Annotated in this window: 23 protein-coding genes, 1 tRNA gene and 1 riboswitch; of the genes, 18 read left to right on the forward strand and 6 right to left on the reverse strand. The window is 44.4% G+C overall.

Features of this window, described 5'->3' with window-relative positions; genetic code table 11:
* Positions 1-22: 22 nt before the first annotated feature.
* The 11 genes from comGA to HNR44_RS04160 all read left to right on the forward strand — a co-directional run bounded on the left by comGA (position 23) and on the right by HNR44_RS04160 (position 5,617).
* Positions 23-1,051, forward strand: a complete 1,029-nt coding sequence (gene comGA, locus HNR44_RS04115) for a competence type IV pilus ATPase ComGA (RefSeq protein ID WP_184402819.1) — start codon at positions 23-25, stop codon at positions 1,049-1,051.
* Positions 1,044-2,090: a competence type IV pilus assembly protein ComGB gene (gene comGB / locus HNR44_RS04120; RefSeq protein WP_184402820.1), complete on the forward strand. Its 1,047-nt coding sequence runs from the start codon at positions 1,044-1,046 to the stop codon at positions 2,088-2,090. Before comGA ends, comGB begins: the two co-directional genes overlap by 8 nt.
* Before the next feature lie 16 nt (positions 2,091-2,106).
* Complete coding sequence (locus HNR44_RS04125) at positions 2,107-2,292, forward strand: hypothetical protein (protein ID WP_184402821.1); 186 nt, start codon at positions 2,107-2,109, stop codon at positions 2,290-2,292.
* On the forward strand, positions 2,289-2,591 hold the full coding sequence (gene comGC, locus HNR44_RS04130; protein WP_184402823.1) for a competence type IV pilus major pilin ComGC: 303 nt from the start codon (positions 2,289-2,291) through the stop codon (positions 2,589-2,591). The genes HNR44_RS04125 and comGC overlap by 4 nt, the downstream gene beginning before the upstream one ends.
* Positions 2,588-3,034, forward strand: a complete 447-nt coding sequence (comGD, locus tag HNR44_RS04135; protein ID WP_184402825.1) for a competence type IV pilus minor pilin ComGD — start codon at positions 2,588-2,590, stop codon at positions 3,032-3,034. The genes comGC and comGD overlap by 4 nt, the downstream gene beginning before the upstream one ends.
* Positions 3,012-3,335 (forward strand): type II secretion system protein, encoded by a 324-nt coding sequence (locus HNR44_RS04140; protein WP_184402826.1) that lies wholly within the window; start codon positions 3,012-3,014, stop codon positions 3,333-3,335. Before comGD ends, HNR44_RS04140 begins: the two co-directional genes overlap by 23 nt.
* Positions 3,314-3,781, forward strand: coding sequence for a competence type IV pilus minor pilin ComGF (locus HNR44_RS04145; RefSeq protein WP_184402827.1), 468 nt, complete (start codon positions 3,314-3,316; stop codon positions 3,779-3,781). The genes HNR44_RS04140 and HNR44_RS04145 overlap by 22 nt, the downstream gene beginning before the upstream one ends.
* Positions 3,760-4,149, forward strand: a complete 390-nt coding sequence (comGG, locus tag HNR44_RS04150) for a competence type IV pilus minor pilin ComGG (protein WP_184402828.1) — start codon at positions 3,760-3,762, stop codon at positions 4,147-4,149. Before HNR44_RS04145 ends, comGG begins: the two co-directional genes overlap by 22 nt.
* 514 nt (positions 4,150-4,663) lie before the next feature.
* A tRNA-Gln gene (locus HNR44_RS04155) sits at positions 4,664-4,738 on the forward strand.
* Between the two features lie 338 nt (positions 4,739-5,076).
* Positions 5,077-5,265 carry a YqzE family protein gene (locus HNR44_RS18155; RefSeq protein WP_484494487.1) on the forward strand — a complete coding sequence of 63 codons (189 nt, stop codon included), beginning with the start codon at positions 5,077-5,079 and terminating at the stop codon, positions 5,263-5,265.
* 109 nt (positions 5,266-5,374) lie between these two features.
* The gene (locus HNR44_RS04160; RefSeq protein WP_184402830.1) at positions 5,375-5,617 is read left to right on the forward strand and encodes a DUF2626 domain-containing protein; all 243 of its coding nucleotides are present in this window, start codon (positions 5,375-5,377) and stop codon (positions 5,615-5,617) included.
* A 36-nt stretch (positions 5,618-5,653) separates the two neighbouring features.
* Here HNR44_RS04160 and HNR44_RS04165 read toward each other — a convergent pair whose 3' ends face one another.
* The gene (locus tag HNR44_RS04165; RefSeq protein ID WP_184403547.1) at positions 5,654-6,286 is read right to left on the reverse strand and encodes an MBL fold metallo-hydrolase; all 633 of its coding nucleotides are present in this window, start codon (positions 6,284-6,286) and stop codon (positions 5,654-5,656) included.
* Positions 6,287-6,449: 163 nt separating this feature from the next.
* On the opposite strand from HNR44_RS04165, the gene HNR44_RS04170 reads away from it, so the two are divergent.
* A complete protein-coding gene (locus HNR44_RS04170; RefSeq protein ID WP_184402832.1) occupies positions 6,450-6,620 on the forward strand; it encodes a DUF2759 domain-containing protein in 171 nt (56 codons plus the stop codon).
* 113 nt (positions 6,621-6,733) lie between these two features.
* On the opposite strand, the gene HNR44_RS04175 is transcribed toward HNR44_RS04170, so the two are convergent.
* Positions 6,734-7,519, reverse strand: a complete 786-nt coding sequence (locus tag HNR44_RS04175; RefSeq protein WP_184402833.1) for a YqhG family protein — start codon at positions 7,517-7,519, stop codon at positions 6,734-6,736.
* Positions 7,497-9,146 carry a DEAD/DEAH box helicase gene (locus HNR44_RS04180; RefSeq protein ID WP_184402835.1) on the reverse strand — a complete coding sequence of 550 codons (1,650 nt, stop codon included), beginning with the start codon at positions 9,144-9,146 and terminating at the stop codon, positions 7,497-7,499. The genes HNR44_RS04175 and HNR44_RS04180 overlap by 23 nt, the downstream gene beginning before the upstream one ends.
* Positions 9,147-9,270: 124 nt before the next feature.
* A riboswitch (glycine riboswitch) is annotated at positions 9,271-9,360 on the forward strand.
* Between the two features lie 159 nt (positions 9,361-9,519).
* Between HNR44_RS04180 and gcvT the strand changes: the two genes are divergently transcribed.
* The 3 genes from gcvT to gcvPB are packed head-to-tail and all read left to right on the forward strand — an operon-like array spanning position 9,520 to position 13,493.
* Complete coding sequence (gene gcvT, locus HNR44_RS04185; RefSeq protein ID WP_184402836.1) at positions 9,520-10,614, forward strand: glycine cleavage system aminomethyltransferase GcvT; 1,095 nt, start codon at positions 9,520-9,522, stop codon at positions 10,612-10,614.
* A gap of 15 nt (positions 10,615-10,629) precedes the next feature.
* Positions 10,630-11,979 (forward strand): aminomethyl-transferring glycine dehydrogenase subunit GcvPA, encoded by a 1,350-nt coding sequence (gene gcvPA / locus HNR44_RS04190; protein ID WP_184402837.1) that lies wholly within the window; start codon positions 10,630-10,632, stop codon positions 11,977-11,979.
* A 41-nt stretch (positions 11,980-12,020) separates the two neighbouring features.
* A complete protein-coding gene (gcvPB, locus tag HNR44_RS04195) occupies positions 12,021-13,493 on the forward strand; it encodes an aminomethyl-transferring glycine dehydrogenase subunit GcvPB (RefSeq protein WP_184402839.1) in 1,473 nt (490 codons plus the stop codon).
* 148 nt (positions 13,494-13,641) lie between these two features.
* On the opposite strand, the gene HNR44_RS04200 is transcribed toward gcvPB, so the two are convergent.
* A complete protein-coding gene (locus tag HNR44_RS04200) occupies positions 13,642-14,043 on the reverse strand; it encodes a rhodanese-like domain-containing protein (RefSeq protein WP_184402841.1) in 402 nt (133 codons plus the stop codon).
* 130 nt (positions 14,044-14,173) lie between these two features.
* Here HNR44_RS04200 and HNR44_RS04205 point away from each other — a divergent pair, with 130 nt between their 5' ends.
* Positions 14,174-15,010 carry a lipoate--protein ligase family protein gene (locus HNR44_RS04205; RefSeq protein WP_184402843.1) on the forward strand — a complete coding sequence of 279 codons (837 nt, stop codon included), beginning with the start codon at positions 14,174-14,176 and terminating at the stop codon, positions 15,008-15,010.
* A gap of 74 nt (positions 15,011-15,084) precedes the next feature.
* Here the strand turns inward: HNR44_RS04205 and HNR44_RS04210 are convergent, their stop codons facing one another.
* Positions 15,085-16,488, reverse strand: coding sequence for a YfcC family protein (locus tag HNR44_RS04210; protein ID WP_184402844.1), 1,404 nt, complete (start codon positions 16,486-16,488; stop codon positions 15,085-15,087).
* A gap of 132 nt (positions 16,489-16,620) precedes the next feature.
* Here HNR44_RS04210 and HNR44_RS04215 point away from each other — a divergent pair, with 132 nt between their 5' ends.
* Complete coding sequence (locus HNR44_RS04215; RefSeq protein WP_184402845.1) at positions 16,621-17,796, forward strand: M20 family metallopeptidase; 1,176 nt, start codon at positions 16,621-16,623, stop codon at positions 17,794-17,796.
* Positions 17,797-17,844: 48 nt separating this feature from the next.
* Entirely contained in the window at positions 17,845-18,345 is a 501-nt protein-coding gene (locus HNR44_RS04220) for an alpha-hydroxy-acid oxidizing protein (RefSeq protein ID WP_246406973.1), read from the forward strand.
* A gap of 210 nt (positions 18,346-18,555) precedes the next feature.
* On the opposite strand, the gene dat is transcribed toward HNR44_RS04220, so the two are convergent.
* The gene (gene dat / locus HNR44_RS04225) at positions 18,556-19,413 is read right to left on the reverse strand and encodes a D-amino-acid transaminase (protein ID WP_184402846.1); all 858 of its coding nucleotides are present in this window, start codon (positions 19,411-19,413) and stop codon (positions 18,556-18,558) included.
* Positions 19,414-19,519: the final 106 nt, after the last annotated feature.

Genomic DNA, 19,519 nt, shown 5'->3' on the forward strand with positions numbered 1-19,519 from the left:
TATAAAAAAGGGAGGTGCCAAATTGACCACAACACAAGAAGAATGTACAAAACTCTTCTGTTTAGCCCACGAACATCAGGCCACTGACGTTCACTTCCATCCTTACCCCGACTATACGGCAGTATTGTTTCGAACAGAAGGTGATTTAAAAGAAACTAGACGCCTTTCACGGACGTATGCCGACAAAATGATTGCCCATCTTAAATTCCAATCCGGTATGGACATTGGGGAACGACGTCTTCCGCAAAACGGTTCCTTGTCAATGATCCAAGGTGAAAAATCACTAGCAATTCGGCTGTCAACCATCCCAATTGCTGAAGGAGAACGATTAGTGGCTCGTCTCTTGCCAGCGAATGATCATCTCAAATTGTCACAATTACCACTTCTTGAAAGTTCCTCACGTAAACTTCATGATTTAGCTCAACTGGATCATGGCCTGATCATTTTTACCGGTCCTACTGGATCCGGGAAAACCACGACGATGTATGCCCTCCTCCAAGAGATATCCAGGCAAACGATTCGCCATGTCATTTCTGTTGAAGATCCAATCGAAAAACCACAGAAAGCTTTTACACAAATGCAAGTGAATGAACAGGCTGGGTTATTTTACACAGATGCATTGAAAGCCGCTCTCCGTCACGATCCGGATGTTCTTATGGTTGGAGAAATTCGTGATGAGAAGACGGCTAAAATGGCAGTGCGGGCTGCGATGACCGGGCATCTCGTCTTAACAACGATGCATACGCGCAATACGAGCGGTGCCCTTGTTCGCTTACTAGAATTTGGTGTCCCTGCCAATTATATATATGAAAGTACAGCAGCTGTAGTGGCACAGCGCCTCGTGCATGTAAGAGAAGATGACCCTGATCGTATACAAGAAAAACGAAAGGCGATTTTTGGTTTTTTGGCGGATGAGCCTTTGCAATCACTCTTGGACGACTGTGTACAAAATATTCCGCTTTCCTATGATGACGGTCTGGAAAGCCAACGTCTCGAAGGGATGGCACTTGGATATGATGCCGCTAAAGAGGAGCGCCACAGCCATGTTTAATCGAAAAAAAGATAAATGGCAGGCGAAAAACAAAGCTCGCTTTTTTCTCAATGTCGGCAGGTTGTTGCAAAGAGGGTATACATTGAACCATGGAGCAAAACTGATGATGTACGGAGAGCCCCCTTATGCAAGAGATACCATTCATTCGTGGATTGGTACCTTGCAAGATGGAAAAGCCTGGGCGGAGTCGTTAGAGCTATTGCGAATTCCTTCTGATATTCGTGCCTACCTTTATTTTTCTGAACGTTATGGCATGCTTTCCCAAGGGTTTTATTTTGCAGGTCGTATGCTTGAACAAAGGGAACGATTGAAAGAGAAAGTACGTATTCTTGCTCGTTATCCAATTCTCCTCATTTGGATCATTGCTACCCTTTTTCTATTCATGACGTTATTTGTTTTTCCCCAATTTGAACAGTTATTTGCCACGATGGATATTGATTATCCATTAATCACGACCTTCACATTTTCGGTTTTTGAAGGGCTCCCCTTCGTATTTGCCGCTTTGGTGATTAGCGTCACCGCTTTGTACTTCTATTATCAGCTCTGTTTTAAACAACTGACTCCCTTTACACAAATTCAACAATTATCAAAGATACCCGGCTTACGCCGTTGGTTACATTTGTATATCACTTATACGGTGAGTCTACAGATGAGTCAATTATTAAAAGGCGGCCTCAGTGCCCACGATGCCTTACAAGTCTTTATCAAACAAGAACAGATGATGTTTTTGAAAGCGGAAGGAGAACGGTTACAAGCACAATTAAATGAAGGGAAACAATTGGGTGCAGCAATTGAAAACGCTCCATATTATCAAAAAGAGCTACCCGATGTAGTGAGACACGGGCAAGCCGCAGGTCAGTTAGCTGAAGACCTTGCCCATTATAGTGAAATGCTTTGGGAAGAGATTAACGAAAGGGCGAAAAGAGCAACGACAAAGATTCAGCCGATTTTGTTTTTAGTCATTGGCAGTTTCATGTTGATGCTGTTTTTATCAATCTTCATGCCGATCTTTCAATTAATTTCCTCATTAGATAACTGAAATAAGGAGAAGAAATATGAAAAAGCCTGATGAACTACTAATGCTGCGCATTCAGCATCTAGAAGAAACCTTCAAAAAAATGGATTTGCGTATTGATGATCTAGAGTCTCGTGTCAAATGCCTCGAATATCAACAAAACGATGATACAAAAAAACTCGTGAAGCTTGTCTACAATCGCAATCAGAAAGGAGATATACAATGAAGAAAAAGGACGGGGGCTTTACACTTATTGAGATGATGATCGTACTCCTTATTATCTCCATATTATTGCTCGTTGCGATTCCTAATATGGTAGAAAATAGCGGCGTTGCCCAAAGTAAAGGGTGTGAAGCTACTGTAGACCTATTGCAAGCAGCCGTAGGGAGTTATCACGTGGAGCATGGTAGTATGCCAAGTGACTTATCCGTTTTAGAAGAGGAAGGTTATGTGGATCGTATTACCTGCCCGGATGGATCTGACTTGTCGTATAGTGAGAGCAGTGGAGAAGTCAGCCAGGAATGATGAAAAACGATAGGGGCCACACGCTGATTGAGCTTATGGTTGTTTTGCTTATTTTCTCGATTTGCTTAGCGATTCCAACCTTGTATTATGTTAATCGAGACAGCGGGCAGGATGTGAAGGCATTCATTGAAGAATTTGAGCAAGATCTTTATTACAGTCAGCAGCAAGCAATGGGGAAAACCACTAATGCAAGGATCAATATCTTTAACGGTAGGGGTTTTTATCAAGTCTCAGTAGACGGTAAGCACGAAAAGACTGTTCATTTTCCGGAGGGATTACGTTTTCAACGAGGCTCAATTGCCGTCCCGACACCGATCTTTTTTTATCCCAATGGCAATACAAACGTTGCTGGCAGATTCGCGATACAAACACCGGGAGATCTTTATTGGGTAAATTTTCGTGTAGGTTCGGGGAGGTTTTATGTTGAAAGACTTCATTCGTAACCATCAGGGAGGATTCACTTTAGTTGAGGTCATGACGGCACTTTTGATCTTATCGATCGCAGTTGCAGGAATTATTCCCTTGCTTTCGATCTTATATACCGAAAGGGCGGAAGTTCAGGTGGAACGTGAAGCGTATCGGCACCTTGATCGGTATGGATACGAACTCATGGAGGGGGAGGTAGAAACGATACAATCTGAAGTGACCTCCTTCGTTCTACGTAATCGTAATGGAGATGTCTGTATCCATTGGGTTGGGCCTGCAGGGAGGGAGAAAGAAGTATGTCTCGTGTTTCCATCATAAACGACCGCGGCTTCACGCTTTTAGAAACTGTAATCTCCATGTTTATTTTATTTGCCGTAGTGGCAGTTCTTCCTCTCTTTTTACACAGCACAAAACCTCCGGATTCAGCCCTTTCCCACAATGAGCAAGAAATTCACATCTGGTTTCAGGAAATGGAGCGTGAGTCAAAGTATGCCCGTGATTATTCGGTAGAGCAAAATGCGCTCGTAATCACCGATATCCAGGACACTAAACGATTGTATAGAAAGGCAGGGGACCGTCTGATTTACCGTACAGTCGACGGGGGACATGTAATTGTTTTGCAAAGTATTGAAGACTTTCGTGCTCAACCTGTTGAGGACGGTGTGGTTATTACTGTCATCGCAGATGGAAAGCAATATGAGAAAAAATTGCGTCACTCCCAGGCGCCTGAGGAGGAAGAAATTTGGATCAGAAGGGAGCTGTAATGCCGTTTGTCCTAATAATTTGTCTTATCCTCGCCGGTCTTGTCAGTCATCAGGCTTCACTATTGGTAGCTGAGCGGGAAGGTCTACAGGCTCAGCAGAGATTCCTGATAGCAAACGTGTTGCTTGCTAAAGGAGAGGCCAATTGGTGGGAGGAATATCGAAGAGGTCGTACATCATCACATGGATCGTGGAAATTTAAAGAAGGTGAGGTGCATTACCATACGTTACCAACCTCAAATGGATATAAATCAGTGCACCTAAAGGCTGAGACGGAAGAAGGGGGAACGCTTCAGCATTATTATTACGTAAGGAAAGCCGGAGTTGAATCAAGATCAGTAACGGCTGAAGATAAAGATAATGAAGGATGAAAGAATGAGAAAGAAGAGGTGATTCTGATCGACGGAGCTGACCATATGTTGGGGTCAGCTCCCTTATTTTAGAGGATGTTTAAAAAAGTCCGGGAAAATAGCGGTCGTATTTCTTCGTCGACTTGCTTCTGCACGCCTCACGTATGAAAACCATATCCTCGAAAAAGAAAACCGCTTTTTCATCGTGTGAAGGAACGCTTACGAAGCAGCCAGCTGTCGCTTTGCTCCTCGGAAAAGAACCCCCTTTTCCTTCGTGAGAAGTGAATGCTTTCGTGGTGCAAGCAGGATGCTCGCTTCATCTTCACGAAACTCCTCGGCTCTTTTTACCTCCTTTTTGAACACGAATTTTTAGTTATTTTTTTATCACCCGCTTTATGCTAGGAAACATCAAAAGGATACAGAAACTAATCTCGAGTGTAGCCCTAGACTTCATTTGTGAGCAAAAATTTGTCTCTACTTTTTCTGTAAAAAAAGTATAATCTTTTTTTACGTGCCCATACTACTGGGTGTAGCATGGGATGTAGCCAAGCGGTAAGGCAATGGACTTTGACTCCATGATGCGTAGGTTCGAATCCTGCCATCCCAACCATTACATAGGATCACATACAGACACCCGCGTGAAACGACGCGGGTGTCTGTATGTGCAGGTATCTTATCAAGATTCTGATTAAAGACCGTTCATCTACAGGTTTTTCAAGTTTTACCCGAGGCGAGCAGTGATGATTCTGTCTTTGATCTGACAGGCTTCCCATATAGGATTCGCGCTTCGGAGGCAGTACTTCCTTGAACTGTTGGGTTTTTTGAACACACAGTTAAAAATATTCGTACATTTCAGATGGAGTACATTCCTACGGAAGCAGAATAAAAAAGAAAAAGATGGGGAAGGATCTATAATAAAGATTGGTTTAGGAGGAGGCAGGTATATCCATGAATCCCAATCCTTATTTCAAATATCTCATTGAATCCTTTTTACGAAAGATTGACTCGTTTGCCGCGCCTCAAGAGGTGAGCCGAAAGGAACAGCGAAGACTGAAAAAAAAACGGAGATTACGCCTGTTTACTGTCTTCGGTATGATCCCTACGGCATTAAAAATTAGTATGCGCAAATCCAAATGATGCTTTTGTGTTCGGCTATCATCGAAAAGTAATTTACAAGGGGTACATCCCTCATATATAATAAGGATAGCATCCCTGAGGTAGAAGCAATGGTAGAGGAGGAAAAAAAATGAGTCGCATGTACCGTGTGATGGGTTTTTGGACAGGGGTCTTCGCAGTATTATTTTTCGTAGGTGAAATGTATGAAGTATCTCTGTTGTTCTTTGCGCAAACGGCTGCGTTTGTTGGTTTAGGTTTTATGAACCTTCATGAACGAACGTATGTCTACATATTCGGTGCATATTTAACTTTGTTTATGGTTAGCTTTTCCTATTATACGATGTTTATTATGGAACCAACCATTGGTCATTAAAACCCAGGCGGCCAATGATTAACCGCCTGTTGTATTCTACAACCCACTCAGAAACGGGTTTTGGTCCATTTCATTTGCAACGGTTGTTTCAGGTCCATGCCCGCAGGCAACCGTTGTGTCTTCAGGTAGTTCTAACAGTTTAAGGTGAATGCTGTCGAGCAGGGTTTTTTCGTCTCCATAAGGGAGGTCCGTTCGTCCGATACCAGCCTGGAATAAGACGTCACCGGAGAAAACAGTACTTGTTTCTTCGTGATAGAAGGAGACACTTCCAGGTGAATGACCCGGAGTTTCGTAAATCTGAAACTCAAATGGACCCACGCGCAAGCGATTTTCCCCTATGATTAAATGATCGGCAGGTCGGGCGGTGAAACCTTGGGGAGTCATGTTAATGGAGAGGTTTTTTGCTGGATCAGAAAGCCAGCTTTCTTCTGCTTGATGGAGATACACAGGGATGTTGAATGCATCACGAATGTGATCAACAGCGCCAATGTGATCAAAATGGGCGTGTGTTAAAAGGATCGCTATAGGCTTTATATTTTCCCGTTGTAAAGCAGATTGAAAGGCTTCGCCATCTCCCCCCGGATCAAAGATCACTGCCTCTTTGTCTTGATTATAAAGTACATAGGCATTCGCTTGTACTGGACCTAATGGGACTTGTTTCCAATTAATCATCGTGTTCAGCTCCTTAAACAATGTTTAGAATATATTCCCATTGTACAGGAAGTAAAAACGAAAGAAAACTCGACAAATGTGCGGCTATTTTACTATGAACAGGCATGTAGCTATGGGCGCATAAGATTTTGAATCACCTTTTAGAAGGAGAGAAAAATTCATGGCATTAGGGACAACTTTATTGGCAGTTGCAATCCTCTCAGTCATTTCTTTTTTCCGCGAACTAAAGCGGAGGAATTTTGTCGGCGTCGGATTTTCAGTGATCAGTATTCTCGTATTTGGATTCTTTTCAGTCATGACTTTATTCGTAAGTGGTGCACCAGAAGCTTAGAAAAACCACTCGTCATCCCTTTGGCGAGTGGTTTTTGTTATTAGAACTCCAAGCCTGTCAACATTGGCTCAAGTCACCAGTCATTCAGTTGGCTTTTGTCGAATTTATACGTACTAAAATAAGGTTCCCCTTTCTTTACTTAGGTAAAAAAGACCGCCGTTGATGAATGTGAGCTGAATGGTTGGTTGATATTGATGTTGAATCGCTTCTTTTTCTGAGTCATAGTCAGTATCTTCCTCCTCGCGGGCTTCGTAAAAGCGGTCGAGTAATTGTAAATCAGCGTTCATACGCTTCGTTGCTTCATCTGCCCACGTATGCTTTTGGCTCCGAATATCGTCAAGGAGGTACTTCTTGATTCTTTGCACTGCGCTTAGCGGTTTGATCAGATTTGCCATCGTAAAAGTGTAGTCGGGGATGGCGGGTACAAGCGGGAGTGGTGAGAGACGTTTCATAAAATGGTCGATGGTCTCTCCGCTGATTAATTGCACGCCGAAACTACGAATGTCATCGCGTCTACGGTGGCATGTGTAAGAGATGCGCATATTTAATCCGAGCCATGGATAGAGGGGGGTTTGGTTTTTTTGGTAAGTTTGTTCGTACAACCGAGTAACCGCACCTTTTTCAACAGCTGAGGAGAAAATTTGATGGAGGCGCGGAGAGCCGAAGTGGATCTTTTCATTCGTTTCTGAGTGCATATCCGTTGATAGGTTCATTTTCAATGGCTTGGGTTCGCCCCCGGTTTTTTCAAGATAATGCCAGTAGAAGGGACGGTTCATGAGCTCGAGATCGAGCGTTTTATTAAGCTGTACTTCGAGATTAGGCGGCCTAGTATGTAACAGTTCTGCACCGGCGGCGTAAAAGTAGCGACGAAGATAATTATGAACTTCTGCCTGTTCCATCTTGTCCTCCCCCTTTGTTTTCTTGATTCATAAGTTCGCTCAAATGATGAAGCTTTACCCGTGTTTCCCCCTCGGTGTCCGAATCCAAGGCATCCTCGACGTATTTTTCCAATTCCTGACCGGAGTAACGCTCGAGGATATCATCCAGGCGGCCGATAACGCCTTCGAACATGGCAATCTTATCGTACAGAAGGTTGAGAATTCGTTGTTCGACGGTATTGTCGATCGCATAGTTGGTAATGTGTACATCTTCCTTTTGGCCAAGACGGTGGATTCTACCGATTCGCTGTTCGACACGCATAGGATTCCATGGCAAATCATAGTTAATCATGTGATGACAAAACTGCAGGTTCAATCCTTCCCCCCCTGCTTCAGTTGCGATCATCACTTGCGCGTGGTCCCGGAACAACATTCGCATCCAATCTTTTTTGCTCCGTTTAAATCCACCGCGAAACGGAACGGAGCGAATCTTGTGTTGGGAAAGAAACCACTGTAAAAACAGCTGAGTGGCACGGTATTCTGTAAAAATAATCGTTTTTTCTGAGGAGGCCTGCAATTGTTTCAATACCTGCTCGGCTTTTGCATTTGTTTTTACGGCTTGCATAGCTTGAACGACAGGGGTAGCTTGTTCTTCACTTAAAATCCCTTTCTTCATCATATTGGAAAGTGTGACACCTAACGCTTCTTTGCTAGAACAAGCTTCTCGTTGAAGTGTTGTTAATGAAAATCCATGTAGCTCCTGAACCGTTTGCTTCAAATTGCAAACCGCGTCATACATGGCGCGTTCTTCGTCTGACATTTTTACATGATTATTTTCCACGTGCCTTTTTGTCCAATTGACATTGGTGTTATCACGGCGGTTGCGAACCATTACGTTTTGAACAAGTGCCTGAATATCTTCGTTCGATTGGTCGCCCTTATATTGATCTTTAAAACTTTTCTCATCGCCGAGATGGCCTGGCTTTAAAATCGAAACGAGATGAAAAAGTTCCTCGATTCTATTTTGCACAGGAGTAGCGGTGAGGAGTAGGCAGAATCGTTTTTTAAGCGATTTGATGAAAGCATAGTTTTTTGTCTTTGTATTCTTTAATTTGTGAGCTTCATCGATGATGATCATATCATAGGGTTGTTCCAGTACAATATCGCGGTGGGGAGATCGTTTAGCTGCATCCATAGACGCAACAACTACATCACACCGTTCCCAAACATACGACTTTTTTTGCGGCACAGCGGGGATATTAAATTTTTCATTCAACTCTTGCGCCCATTGATTGACTAGAGATGCGGGGGCAAGGATAAGAGCTTTCTTGACGAGCCCCCGAATCATATATTCCTTTAACACAAGTCCTGCTTCAATCGTCTTCCCGAGTCCGACTTCATCGGCGAGAATAGCTTTGCCGTTCATATCCTCGACAACACGTCGTGCTGTCTCCCATTGATGATCATATAAGGAAAGCTGCGGCAAATGTGACGTCGCAACAAGCCCGTCAAAAGAGGGGACGGCTTTATGCTTCTCAGCTTCATAGGCGAGGCGATACATCTCCCATGAGGACCAGGGCCCCTCGTCATCTAATGCTTTTTTGAACTTTTCTTCCCAATCTGTAGAAAAATGAATATCAATGTACATAATGGCTCCTTAATTTTTAAAAAAAAGATTGGCAGTGAGGTTGTGTAATGCTAAACTAGTGTTAACGCAAGGAACGTTCATAGTATGTGAATGTTGCTTTCTTTTATACAATTGCATAATGCGGATGATGACAGAGGGAGAGATCGTTTAAAGCGACGCCGAAGGAGCAAGCCGGTAAGGTGAATCTCTCAGGCCCAAGTACTTCTGTTTGACGCAGCTCTGGAGAGTGCCACAAGGCCACCCACGAAGACATCCTTTGCCTACCTGGGCAAAGAGGAAACTTTCTGGTATATGGACAGAGCTTTTCAACGTGAGATGTTGAAAAGCTCTGTCTTTTTTTACATCTAAAAAATGTAGGGAGGAAGATATTTGTATGGAAAATCAACGAACCATCCTTTATGACAAGCATGTGGCATTAGGAGCAAAAATTGTGCCCTTCGGCGGATTTGAAATGCCTGTACAGTACTCGTCGATTAAAGAAGAACACCGGGCAGTTCGCGAGGCGGTTGGCCTCTTTGATGTTTCCCATATGGGGGAGGTTATTCTAGAAGGGGAGTCAGCACTTGAATCCCTTCAAGTTCTTTTGACAAATGATGCTTCCAAGCTAGAAGTTGGAAAAGCACAATATTCATTAATGTGTAATGAAAGCGGGGGAACGGTGGATGATTTCCTCGTGTATCAACTGGATGTAAACAAGTATATGGTGATTCCGAACGCTGCCAACCGGGAAAGGGATAGGAAGTGGATTGAACAGCACGTAAGACCCGGGACGACGGTTACGGATGTCTCTGATGATTACGCGCTTCTCGCATTGCAAGGTCCGAAGGCGGTGGACGTCTTACAATCTCTGACAGAGGTGGATGTTAAGTCTATAGACATGTTTCGCTTTAAAGCGGATGTGGAGATCGCAGGTGCCCATGCTATCGTGTCACGAAGCGGCTACACAGGTGAAGACGGATTTGAAATTTATTGTGACACAAAAGATGCCGGCACGATTTGGGACGCCTTACTTGAAACCGGGCAACCTGAGGGAATTTTGCCCTGCGGCTTAGGAGCTCGGGATACACTTCGTTTTGAAGCACGTTTGCCGTTGTACGGGCAGGAAATTACCGAGACAATCAGTCCGTTGGAGGCAAAATTAGGTTTTGCTGTCAAAGTGAATAAGGACACTGATTTTATTGGAAAAGAAGCCCTTGCTTCCGAAAAGGAAAATGGCCCGTCTAGGAAACTCGTCGGCATTGAAATGCTTGAAAAAGGGATCCCACGTACTGATTATCCTGTTTATAATCAAGATGAAAAGAGAATCGGACATATTACATCAGGAACGCAATCTCCGACACTCGGAAAAAACCTTGGTCTTGCGCTTGTGGAGGCAGATTATGCCGCCCTCGGTACAGAAGTAATCGTGGGGGTTCGCAAACGAAAATTGAAAGCGAGCGTTGTTCGAACGCCGTTTTATAAACGATAATTGGAGGGGATCATAATGACTCATCGATATTTACCTATGACAGAAGATGATCGTCGAGAGATGCTAGAAACCGTGGGTGCTAGTGACGTTTCCGAATTATTTTCAGATATTCCGAAAAGTGTACGTCTGGACCAAGGATTAGATGTCCGGAAAGCTTTATCGGAACCTGCGCTTATCGAATATTTTCAAACTTTAGCAGCTAGAAATGACTCCATAAAAAAATACCCCTCTTTTCTGGGAGCAGGGGTCTATGATCACCACATTCCATCGACGGTAGACGCTGTCATTTCCCGTTCGGAATTTTATACCGCATACACCCCGTATCAACCGGAGGTTTCGCAAGGAGAATTACAGGCGGTTTATGAATTCCAGAGCATGATTGCCACGTTAACGGGTATGGAGATTGCGAATTCTTCTATGTACGATGGGCACACCTCGCTGGCTGAGGCAGCGTTAATGGCGGCTACCCAGAAGCGAATGAAGAAGCAGACCATTTTGATCTCGGAAACGGTACATCCGGAAGCGCGTGATGTCGTACAGACGTTTGTAAATGGACCAAGGCTCAATCTAGAAACCGTTCCGAGCGAAAAAGGCGTGACAGACGTTCAGGCGTTAAAAGAGATGATAAGTAGTGATGTAGCCGGTGTCATCGTACAATATCCAAACTTCTACGGAACGATCGAAGACCTTACTCAGCTCCGTGAAGCCGCAGATGAGGTTGGGGCGCTTCTGATCGTGAAAAGTAATCCGCTGGCTCTTGGTGTACTCACTCCGCCGGGAGATTTTGGAGCTGATGTCGTCGTCGGCGATACGCAGCCATTTGGGATTCAAGGCCAATACGGCGGCCCGCATTGTGGATATTTTGCCACAAAAAAAACGTTCATGAGAAAAGTACCTGGAAGACTCGTCGGAGAAACCGTTGACGAAGAAGGTCAGCGCGGATACGTATTAACGCTGCAAGCTCGGGAGCAGCATATCCGCAGGGATAAGGCAACGTCGAATATTTGCTCTAACCAGGCCTTGAATGCACTTGCGTCCTCGGTGGCTATGTCAGCTTTTGGTAAAAAAGGGGTCAAAGAAATGGCCGTACAAAATGTACAAAAGGCCCATTATGCAAAAACATCGCTTAAGGATGCTGGCTTTACGATCGTGCATGACGGTCCGCATTTCAACGAATTTGTCGTTGACGTTGGGCGTCCGGCGGTTGAGGTGAATAAGGAGTTATTCTCCGAAGGCATTATTGGCGGTCTGGATCTCGGACGTTTTTCCCCTGAGCAAGAGCAGCATATGCTTGTCTGTGTGACCGAGCTGCGCAAAAAAGAAGAGATTGATCAGTTTGTTGCAGCGCTGAAAGCAAAGAAATAACTAAATTTTTATGCGAACAGAAAGGAAGTGCAAGCTGCTTTATGAAACGTGAAGAACAAAGGCTCATTTTTGAACTGAGCAGACCTGGGCGAAGCGGCGGATCGTTGCCGGAAAATGATGTCCCAGAAATAAACGTCAACGAATTATTTTCATCAGATTATATTCGAAAAGATGAACCAGAGCTGCCGGAAGTATCAGAGCTTCAGCTCATTCGCCATTATACAGCGTTGTCCAATCGCAATTTTGGCGTTGATTCTGGATTTTATCCGCTGGGATCTTGTACGATGAAGTATAATCCAAAAGTTAACGAGGGTATTGCCCGTATGGCTGGTTTTGCGCACATTCATCCGTATCAACCGGAATCACAGGTCCAGGGTGCATTGCAAATGATGTATGAATTGCAGGATTCGCTTGCTGCCATTACAGGCATGAATACGGTCACTTTGCAATCCGCAGCCGGTGCCCAAGGTGAGTGGACCGGTCTCATGATCATCCGGGCCTTCCATGAAGCGAACGGGGATCACCAACGGACAAAGGTGATTGTTCCGGATTCCGCCCATGGAACGAACCCGGCTTCGGCGAGCGTGGCCGGATTTGATCCCGTAACGGTTAAAACAGATGAACGGGGGCTTGTTGACCTTGAGCATTTACGGGAAGTAACGGGTCCAGATACAGCTGCACTCATGCTTACGAATCCAAATACACTTGGATTGTTCGAAGAGGATATTGTGGAGATGGCCGAGATTATTCACGATGCAGGCGGAAAACTTTATTATGATGGTGCAAATTCGAACGCGATTATGGGAAAAACAAGCCCGGGGGATATGGGCTTTGACGTTGTCCATTTGAATTTGCATAAAACGTTCACCGGCCCGCACGGGGGCGGTGGACCGGGAAGTGGACCTGTAGGAGTGAAAGAAGAGCTGGTTCCTTACTTGCCGAAACCATTACTTGTCAAAGATGGTGAAGATTACACATGGAATTATGATCGTCCGGAAGCGATTGGACGCATTAAGCCGTTCTATGGGAACTTTGGTATTAACGTACGTGCTTATGCTTACATTCGCACGATGGGACCTACAGGGTTACACCAGGTTTCCGAGAATGCGGTCTTGAACGCGAATTATTTGATGAAGCGGTTAGAACCTTATTATGACATCCCATATCAACAGTATTGCAAGCATGAATTTGTTCTCTCAGCGAAAAGACAGAAGAAACTCGGTGTGCGTGCTCTCGATATCGCTAAGCGCCTACTGGATTATGGTTACCATCCTCCAACCATCTACTTCCCGTTGAATGTAGAAGAGTGCATGATGATCGAGCCAACGGAAACTGAATCAAAAGAAACACTCGATGAATTTGCAGACGCGATGATCGCGATTGCCAAAGAGGCCGAAGAGGAGCCAGATCAAGTACTTGAAGCGCCTCATGAGACGGTGATTTCACGGCTTGATGAAACACAGGCAGCCAGAAAACCGATATTGAGATACGAAAAAGCAAAGGAAGAGCAATAAATAAAGCCCCCGGAATGGGGGTTTTTTCGTATCTTATGAAGAATGCCAAAAAAACGAGTTGTTAAATACCATTTATATTAACAGTAACTTTATTATGTAAACTTATAGGTGTAAAAACCCTCCACATAAAAGTAAAGGGTTCATTCTCTTATTTCTTTTTCTTCTTGATCTTCCCGGTCCATTTTTTAAATCCTTTTTTCAAATAATGGAGACCTTTATTGCCGTTCTTTTTCTTAAGAAGACGGGCGGCTTGGCGACTGCGCATCCCGGAATTATCATAAAGATAGACGTCTTGGTCTTTACGTACCTCCGAAAGACGGTGTTTGAGTTGAGAAAGTGGAATATTACGTGCACCTAAAATGTGACCGCCCTCATATTCCCGCTGTTCGCGCACATCGATCAATTGTGCCTTCCGGTAGCCTTTAATAAATTCCTCTTGGGTAAGGGGTGTAAGGTATGAAGGTGTTGCCAGGCGGCGAAAAAGCATGACGAGTGCAAAGGCGATGAGTCCGCCCCAGAGAATGTATGAAATGATTGTAAGTACATCCATTTTTATCGTTCCCCCTTTTGTGTCCACTCCATATTATAAGCAACATGTCCAGTGGACGCAAAGCAAAAATCTTTATGTTTTCTCCCAATGTAAGGTTTGATAAACTAAAAAGAGAAAGGTAGTGTCAAACATGGAAAAAGAAGAATGGCTGTTGATTGATTCAGGGGCTTGTTCACCTGCGTATAATATGGCGTTAGATGAGATGCTTTTAACCTGGCACAGCGCTGGTCTGATTCCACCGGTGATTCGCTTTTACGAATGGGAGCCAGCAACGCTATCCCTTGGTTATTTTCAAAAGGTACATAAAGAAATTGATCTGGAAGCGGTCCAACGTCACCAACTAGGACTTGTTCGCAGGCCAACGGGTGGTAGAGGGGTTTTACATGATCGAGAACTTACGTATAGCGTCATCGTTTCGGAGGAGCATCCACGGATGCCTGCGACTGTCACAGAAGCGTATCGTGTCATTTCCACGGGATTACTCGAAGGATTTAAATCTCTTGGGTTAGACGCGTATTTTTCCATTCCCTCATCAAAAAAAGAACAAGACGAGCTCAAAATGCCAAGATCCTCTGTCTGTTTTGATGCGCCCTCCTGGTATGAACTCGTCGTCGAAGGGAGAAAAATCGCCGGCAGTGCGCAAACACGTCAGAAGGGCGTGATTTTACAACATGGCTCGATCATTATTGATCTGGATACAGAACAGCTCTTCGACCTTTTTAAATATCCGAGTGAACGAGTAAGAAGACGTATGCAACAGGCGTTTGCCAAAAAAGCAGTCCCGATTAACGATTTAACCGAAGACAAGGTAGATACGCCTCGCGTTCGTGCTGCATTTAAAGAAGGGTTTGAGCGGGGACTGGATATTCAGTTATCCCCTTACACTTTTACCCCACAACAGGAACAAAAGGTGCAGGAGCTGGCGAAATCGCGCTACGAAAATGACGAATGGACCTATCGCCGCTAGGGGGTGCTTTAGACGCATTCCCCTTTTTACATAGTTCTAGATGGAGCTCGGTTCAAACAACCACAGTATCCAAGTTAAGAAACACCAATAGCCACAGCGATAAGTAAAGCAATAATAGCGATGATGATCCAGGCAACGACAAGTTTCCAAATAAATTTAACCCAGCGTGTATAAGGGATACCTGCAATCGCTAAAAAAGCCAAAAGCGATGCCGAGGTAGGGTTAATGATATTCATGATGCCGTCCCCATACTGAAAAGCGAGAACCGCGACTTGACGTTGAATGTCCAGCAAGTCTGCAAGAGGAGTCATTAAGGGCATCGTCGTGGCCGCTTGTCCACTTCCAGACGGAATAAAGAAGTTAACAAAAAGCTGAAGCACAAACATACCAACCACAGTCAGCGCACTAGGCACAGCACTAATAAAATTCGACAGCGAGTATACTAACGTGTCCATCACTTGTCCCTCTTCCATGACCACGAGAATCGCACGAGCGAAACCGACAACAAGCGCACCGAATGCAACCATCTTCATCCCATCTGTAAAGGCTGAAAACATGCCATTCACACCAAGACCACCAAAAATCCCCGCAACAAATCCGATAATAATAAACATCGCAGCCATCTCTGTTAAGTACCAATCCCATTGAAAGACCCCGTACATATTTAGCGAAAACCCAATACCAACGACGAGCAGTACAAGTACATGTCGGTACTCAAATACAATCTTTTCAGGAGCGCCGCTCACCCCTTTCTCATCAAGTCCATGCATATAGCTAAGCTTGGGGTTCTTTTTGACACGGTTTGCATAACGTAATAAAAAAAACATAGCGGCAGCTAAAAAAACGAGGTAGACAGCGAAACGAAAACTAATCCCGCTGAATAGCGGTACTTCGGCAATTGACTGCGCTACTCCTACCGTAAAGGGATTCATCATGCCGCCCACGAATCCAGTCATTGCACCAAGGCTCACCATTGCGGTTCCTGTAATCGTGTCATAGCCAAGTGCTTTGGCAACGGCAATTCCAATCGGTACAAAGATCATGATTTCTTCAGACATACCGATCGTAGCTCCGGGAACCGAAAAGACGATCATCATAATGGGGATCAGGAGAACCCCTTTACCTTTTAACTTGCCAACAAGACCATAAACAGAGGCGTCAATCGTCCCTGTTTTCATAATAACGCCGAACGTACCACCTACTAAGAATATATAGAAAATGATTTGTGCAGCTTCCACCATACCAAGAGGAATGGCTTGAAACATTTCAAAAGCACTGACGGGAGCTGATGCCACTTGCTGATAACTGTTTTCAACAATCTCCGTTTGCCCGTCTTGTTCTACACGTTCAAATTCGCCAGGAGTGATGAAATGTGTAGCGAGCGTCGCTAGCATAATCATCGCAAATAAAATCCCGTACGTATGCGGGACTTTTACCAATTTTGCAGGTTCTAATTCTTTTTGTTTGCCTGGTTTCAAAATACTCTCTCCTTATCACAACATTAAAATGGATATTTATACATTTAAATTAATATTTATCTCCATACAAATATAAAGTATAATAAGTAAATGTCAAGGAGATTTAAGGAATTTTCGGCGGAGGGATCACAAATGAAGCTTTCCATTCAACAATCGATTGACAAACGAAAAATGAATTTTTATGAGATCAGTCAGTATATTGGAAATAACCCGGAACTTGGCCATGAAGAGTATAAAGCTTGTGAAGTTTTAACGAGGGAATTAAGAGAAAATGGGTTTACAGTTACTGTAGGGACTTGCGGACTCGAAACGGCATTTGAAGCGGTTTACGATAGTGGAAAGCCAGGGCCGAAGATCGCGTTTATGGCTGAATATGATGCACTTCCCGAACTTGGACACGCGTGTGGTCATCACTTAATCGGCACAGCCGCTGTTGCTGCAGGCATCGGTTTAGCACAGGCCTTATCTGAAGCGGGGGGCGCTGTCTACATATACGGAACACCGGCAGAAGAAACACGGGGCGGAAAAGTGACAATGGCAGAGAACGGGGTGTTCGATCATCTAGATGTGGCCATGATGGTTCACCCTTATTCCAGGTATGAAGAGAGTGGTCTTTCACTCGCAATGGACGCAATTCAATTTGATTTTCATGGAAAAGCGGCACACGCTGCAGCGAACCCGCATGAAGGAATCAATGCATTGGATGCCGTGATCCAGACGTTTAACAGCATTAACGCGTTACGGGAGCATGTGACAACCGACGTTCGTATTCATGGAATTATTGCGGAAGGTGGACAAGCGGCCAACATTGTTCCTGATTTTGCACGAGCGCAGTTTTATGTACGCGCAGCAACAAGAGCAGCGCTTGATCCCGTTTTGGAAAAGGTGAAAAACTGTGCGAAAGGGGCCGCAATAGCCACAGGGGCAGAGTTAGAAACGTCGTTTTATGAACTTTCGTATGACGATATGAACACCAATGAAACGCTTTCGAAAATATATATTGATAATATGATCAAACTGGGAGTTGCAAGAGAAGAGATCCATCCAAAGCAGGGAGGGGGGTCGCTTGATATGGGAAATGTGAGTCAAGTGGTCCCTTCGATCCATCCTTATGTGAAAATTACGGATGGGGGGCTTGCTTGTCATACACATGAATTTCGAGAAGCCGCACTAAGTGACCAGGGATTTGAAGGACTATTGGTAGGAGCCAAAACAATGGCTTTAACAGCCTATGATATTCTCACCAATGCTGATTATCTTCGTAAAATTAAAGAGGAATTTGCCGAATGGAAGCTGTATCAAGCTTGAATGAGAAGCCGCCCAGAGTTTAAGAGCTCAGGCGGCTTTGATACACCAATGATGGCTTGGCGTGAATATGATTTAAAAAATGTGTATTTACCGTTTATAGCCGGGGAAGGGATGGGAAAGTATTTCTCGGATCCTGCCTTTTGTCCACTCAAACAGTCACCAAAAGATGATCCAGCGGTAGCGATCATGCATTGGTCGCAAGTATTTGGAAATGCGAGCTTAACATGGAAAGACATTGCTTTTTTACAAGAGCATACAAGCCTCCCCATCCTATTAAAAGGAGTCTTGCACCCAGAAGATGCAAAATTAGCATTAGAACATAGTGTTGATGGGCTTACTGTGTCGAATCACGGGGGCCGCCAAGTCGATGGTGCTTTAGGGGCTCTTGAGGCACTACCTCGACTATGTGATGTCATCCAGGAAGAAATTCCTGTGCTATTGGATAGCGGGATCAGACGTGGTTCAGATGTTCTGAAAGCTATGGCTCTTGGTGCAAATGCTGTGCTTGTGGGAAGGCCCTGCATGTATGGATTGGCTGTGGCAGGATAATAGGGGGTGTAGGAAGTTTTGCAAAACTTATTGGCCGATGTAGATTTAACGATGGGACTTGCCGGAGAACGATCCGTGCGTGCATTAACGAAATCTATACTGATGGAATCGCAATAGAATTTAAAACAAACCCCGCGCACATTCAAATGTGGCGCGGGGTTTTGTGCTTAACCAAAGAATGATTTATGATCCTGTCTTCCCAAACTACTTTCATTCCCCATTTCGTGTTTTTGCAATATCTTCTCGCATCATGTTTTGTAATTGCTTGGTAATAGGTCCGATGTTTGTCGTCCCGTGCCTTGTCCCCCGCCATTCTCGAATAGGGGTAACCTCATTGATTGTACTTGTAATAAAGGCTTCGTCTGCTTCTAGTGCTTCATCTATAGTGAACGGAGTGTAATTAACGGAGAGTCCTTGTTCTTCAGCAAAATCGATGACAACTCTTCGGGTGATACCATTGAGGATTAGGTTGTCGGCAGGATGAGTTTGTAAATGTCCGTCTTTGACAATGAAGATATTGGAAGAGGAACCTTCCGTTACCGTTTCTCCGCGGTGAAGAATCGCTTCCTCGCAATCGTGATCTGCCGCTTGTCTTTTTGCCATGATATTGCCGAGAAGGTTGACCGTTTTTATATCACAGCGCAGCCAGCGAATGTCTTCGCTAAGGTAAACCACGGCCCCCTCATCCTGGGTTTGCTCAGGGATGGCCATTTCTTTCGTAAAGGCAAAGGAAATGGGTTCAATATTACGTTCGTAGAGATGATCGCGGACAGCAGCACCACGGGATACTTGGATATAAACGAAGCCATCTTCAACGAGTTCGTTTTCGCTCAGGAGTTCTTGGATCGCAGATTTTAACGATTGCTTCTGTGAGTTAGAGTAAGTAATGTCAAGTTCTTCAGCGCTTCTTTGCAGTCGCTGCAAATGCATTTCTAGTTTATAAGGGTAACCGCTGTACACTCGAATGACTTCATAGACGCCATCGCCAAAGTACATACTGCGATCATCAAAAGAGAAGGAGGCTTCGTCTCGGTTGATCAATGAGTTATTCATCAGGACCTTTTCCATTATCTTACATCCCTACCTTTTTTCTAGTAATGTAACTTCTATATTAACATGTTTTTAACGTTTCAGCAGAGTTTGTTGTCGCTCGTGAACGATTTGTGTACAATAA

The organism is Geomicrobium halophilum, assembly GCF_014207655.1.
GTDB classification, from domain to species: Bacteria; Bacillota; Bacilli; order Bacillales; family Marinococcaceae; genus Geomicrobium; species Geomicrobium halophilum.

What these genes read in the sequence shown, in the direction of transcription:
- comGB (WP_184402820.1), top strand. Translation starts at nt 1,044, where the DNA reads ATGTTTAATCGAAAAAAAGATAAATGGCAGGCGAAAAACAAAGCTCGC.
- HNR44_RS04125 (WP_184402821.1), top strand. Translation starts at nt 2,107, where the DNA reads ATGAAAAAGCCTGATGAACTACTAATGCTGCGCATTCAGCATCTAGAA.
- comGC (WP_184402823.1), top strand. Translation starts at nt 2,289, where the DNA reads ATGAAGAAAAAGGACGGGGGCTTTACACTTATTGAGATGATGATCGTA.
- comGD (WP_184402825.1), top strand. Translation starts at nt 2,588, where the DNA reads ATGATGAAAAACGATAGGGGCCACACGCTGATTGAGCTTATGGTTGTT.
- HNR44_RS04140 (WP_184402826.1), top strand. Translation starts at nt 3,012, where the DNA reads ATGTTGAAAGACTTCATTCGTAACCATCAGGGAGGATTCACTTTAGTT.
- HNR44_RS04145 (WP_184402827.1), top strand. Translation starts at nt 3,314, where the DNA reads ATGTCTCGTGTTTCCATCATAAACGACCGCGGCTTCACGCTTTTAGAA.
- HNR44_RS18155 (WP_484494487.1), top strand. Translation starts at nt 5,077, where the DNA reads ATGAATCCCAATCCTTATTTCAAATATCTCATTGAATCCTTTTTACGA.
- HNR44_RS04160 (WP_184402830.1), top strand. Translation starts at nt 5,375, where the DNA reads ATGAGTCGCATGTACCGTGTGATGGGTTTTTGGACAGGGGTCTTCGCA.
- HNR44_RS04170 (WP_184402832.1), top strand. Translation starts at nt 6,450, where the DNA reads ATGGCATTAGGGACAACTTTATTGGCAGTTGCAATCCTCTCAGTCATT.
- HNR44_RS04175 (WP_184402833.1), bottom strand. Translation starts at nt 7,519, where the DNA reads ATGGAACAGGCAGAAGTTCATAATTATCTTCGTCGCTACTTTTACGCC.
- HNR44_RS04180 (WP_184402835.1), bottom strand. Translation starts at nt 9,146, where the DNA reads ATGTACATTGATATTCATTTTTCTACAGATTGGGAAGAAAAGTTCAAA.
- gcvT (WP_184402836.1), top strand. Translation starts at nt 9,520, where the DNA reads ATGGAAAATCAACGAACCATCCTTTATGACAAGCATGTGGCATTAGGA.
- gcvPA (WP_184402837.1), top strand. Translation starts at nt 10,630, where the DNA reads ATGACTCATCGATATTTACCTATGACAGAAGATGATCGTCGAGAGATG.
- gcvPB (WP_184402839.1), top strand. Translation starts at nt 12,021, where the DNA reads ATGAAACGTGAAGAACAAAGGCTCATTTTTGAACTGAGCAGACCTGGG.
- HNR44_RS04200 (WP_184402841.1), bottom strand. Translation starts at nt 14,043, where the DNA reads ATGGATGTACTTACAATCATTTCATACATTCTCTGGGGCGGACTCATC.
- HNR44_RS04205 (WP_184402843.1), top strand. Translation starts at nt 14,174, where the DNA reads ATGGAAAAAGAAGAATGGCTGTTGATTGATTCAGGGGCTTGTTCACCT.
- HNR44_RS04215 (WP_184402845.1), top strand. Translation starts at nt 16,621, where the DNA reads ATGAAGCTTTCCATTCAACAATCGATTGACAAACGAAAAATGAATTTT.
- HNR44_RS04220 (WP_246406973.1), top strand. Translation starts at nt 17,845, where the DNA reads ATGATGGCTTGGCGTGAATATGATTTAAAAAATGTGTATTTACCGTTT.
- dat (WP_184402846.1), bottom strand. Translation starts at nt 19,413, where the DNA reads ATGGAAAAGGTCCTGATGAATAACTCATTGATCAACCGAGACGAAGCC.